Source organism: Sulfurimonas sp. (assembly GCF_026991475.1).
GTDB lineage: Bacteria > Campylobacterota > Campylobacteria > Campylobacterales > Sulfurimonadaceae > Sulfurimonas.
The window spans coordinates 1-2,375 of record NZ_JALXBK010000018.1; the positions used below are offsets into that span (position 1 = coordinate 1).

The 2,375-nt window shown below is 33.1% G+C and carries 2 protein-coding genes and 1 pseudogene; 1 reads left to right on the forward strand and 2 read right to left on the reverse strand.

Annotated features, from left to right (window positions below; genetic code table 11):
- Together MV589_RS01485 and MV589_RS01490 are read right to left on the reverse strand one after the other, a co-directional pair.
- A pseudogene (locus MV589_RS01485) lies at positions 1-182 on the reverse strand (potassium channel family protein); the annotation flags it as partial.
- Between the two features lie 9 nt (positions 183-191).
- Positions 192-572 (reverse strand): DUF6394 family protein, encoded by a 381-nt coding sequence (locus MV589_RS01490; protein WP_297431353.1) that lies wholly within the window; start codon positions 570-572, stop codon positions 192-194.
- Between the two features lie 136 nt (positions 573-708).
- Between MV589_RS01490 and MV589_RS01495 the strand changes: the two genes are divergently transcribed.
- Positions 709-2,373 carry an AMP-binding protein gene (locus MV589_RS01495; protein WP_297431355.1) on the forward strand — a complete coding sequence of 555 codons (1,665 nt, stop codon included), beginning with the start codon at positions 709-711 and terminating at the stop codon, positions 2,371-2,373.
- The last annotated feature ends 2 nt before the right edge of the window (positions 2,374-2,375 follow it).

Sequence of the window (2,375 nt, forward strand, 5' to 3'; positions counted from 1 at the left end):
GTACTTGCCATATAACTTACAAAATAAAAAGCATCAAAGAAAGTCATTTGATATGGTTTACCATGGTCTGTAGTACCGGGAATCAACACTAATCCAAGTATAGAGATAGCAAATGTTATAATAATTACAAAGAAAGGAATTCTTAATCGCTTAAGAACTATCCAAATTATCTGCTCATTCATAGTTTTTATCTATCTTTTTGATTTAATTGTATCGCCGATAAATAAAATAACAGAGACTGAATTTGCTAAAAGTGCGCCACCGGAAAGAGAGACTATAGCTGTTGTAGCTTCAACACCAATATTTTTTGCAACATACTCTGCAAATGCCCAAACAGTTGCAGAGGCAATAAGTTGAATATCGGCAACAAGACTAGTGGCAAGTAAAACAGCTCCAAGCTGTGTTCTATCACCCAATTTCAATACAGTAGCAATTAAATTGACAATAATTGCTGCAAAAAGCTCATAGGCACTATGCTCTATAAGTTGTGTTGGATCTCCGTAGAAAAAACCAAAGTTAAGTGTCATAGCAAGAGTAAAGAATAACCCTGAAATAATCTTATACATATTCATAATTAAAAACTCCAAAAATAATGTTTAGTATTATACTTTATTTATAATATAAATATATATAATTTAAGTCATACTAATGAATTATTTAGGTACTTCACTATAAAATAAGGCTATTAAATTAAAATAAAGTACAATTATGAAATATCCTTATGAAAATCTAGACACTTTTACACTACCTAATCTCTTAGACCGTTCAATCGAACTTTACCAAGACAAAAAAGTTCTTTCCAAAGTTGACCAAGAACCTATGACCTATAATGAATTAGCATATAATGTGCATAATATAATTCAAATACTAAAAAACAATGGTGTAAGAAAAGGTGATAAAGTAGCGCTACTAAGTGAAAATATGCCAAATTGGGCAATAGCTTACTTTAGTGTTACTTATTTTGGTGGAGTCATTGTTCCCATTCTGCCCGATTTTCATCCTGCTGATGTACAACACATTATACGCCACTCTGAAGCAAAGGCCGTCTTTGTTTCAAAAAAATATTTTCAAACAATAGAAGAGCTAGAAGACTCAAATATGAAGTTTGTTATTCAACTTGATGATTTAACAATAATAGATGAATTGACAAACCATACATATATTTCAAAACTAAAACAGCGAATTGCCTCAAAAGAGCTTCCTAAACCAGATGAAGATGATATGGCAGCCCTCCTTTATACTTCTGGTACAACAGGGCATTCAAAAGGTGTTATGCTCTCACATAAAAATCTTGTTACAAACGCGATGAGTGCCTATAAAAATGTTCATATTGTTCCTGAAGATACCTTTTTATCTATCTTACCACTTGCACATACCCTAGAGTGTACAGTAGGGATGATAGTGCCTATCCTTCATGGTGCTAATGTTGTTTACATTGATAAAGTACCAACACCAAATGTTTTAGTAAAAGCATTTGCAAGTGTCAAACCTACGATGATGCTTAGCGTTCCGCTTATTATTGAAAAAATTTACAAAAATAAAATCTTGCCTAAATTTACAGGCTCATTTATTATGCGTACACTATACTCTATTCCTTTTACAAGAAGACAACTTAATAAAATTGCAGGAAAAAAACTCATAGAGACTTTTGGTGGTCGTATTAAATTTTTTGGTATAGGAGGAGCAGCACTTCCTAAATATGTCGAAAGATTTCTTAAAGAGGCAGAGTTTCCTTACATAGTAGGATATGGACTTACTGAGACTTCACCTCTTATTGCAGGAGGAAGACTCGGTATGCCCATCAAAATCGGTTCTACTGGTCTGCCTATGGCTGGCGTTGATGTAAAAATAAAAGATGCAAATCCCATAAATGGAGAGGGAGAAATAGTAGTCAAATCACCTAGTGTAATGTTAGGATACTATAAAGATGATAAACAGACTGAAGAAGTTCTTCAAGATGGCTGGTTTTACACAGGTGATTTAGGTTATCTTGATGATGACGGTTATCTCTTCATTAGTGGCAGAAGTAAAAATGTCATTATTGGTTCGGGTGGAGAAAATATTTATCCTGAACAGCTTGAGGGAATTATTAATCAAAATAAAGCTGTACTAGACTCTTTAGTTATGGAAAAAGATGCAAAACTCATCGCAAGAATTCACCTAGACTATGAACTTATTGATAAAATGTTTAAAGCAAACAATACACCAGAAGCAGAGGTAAAACAAAGAATAGAGGAGTATCTTGAAGAGATGCGAATAGAGGTAAATGGACAAGTGGCATCATTTGCAAAAATCCAAAAATTTATAGAACAGATTGAACCATTTGTAAAAACTCCAACGAAAAAGATTAAGCGTTACCTCTATAAAGAGTAGGA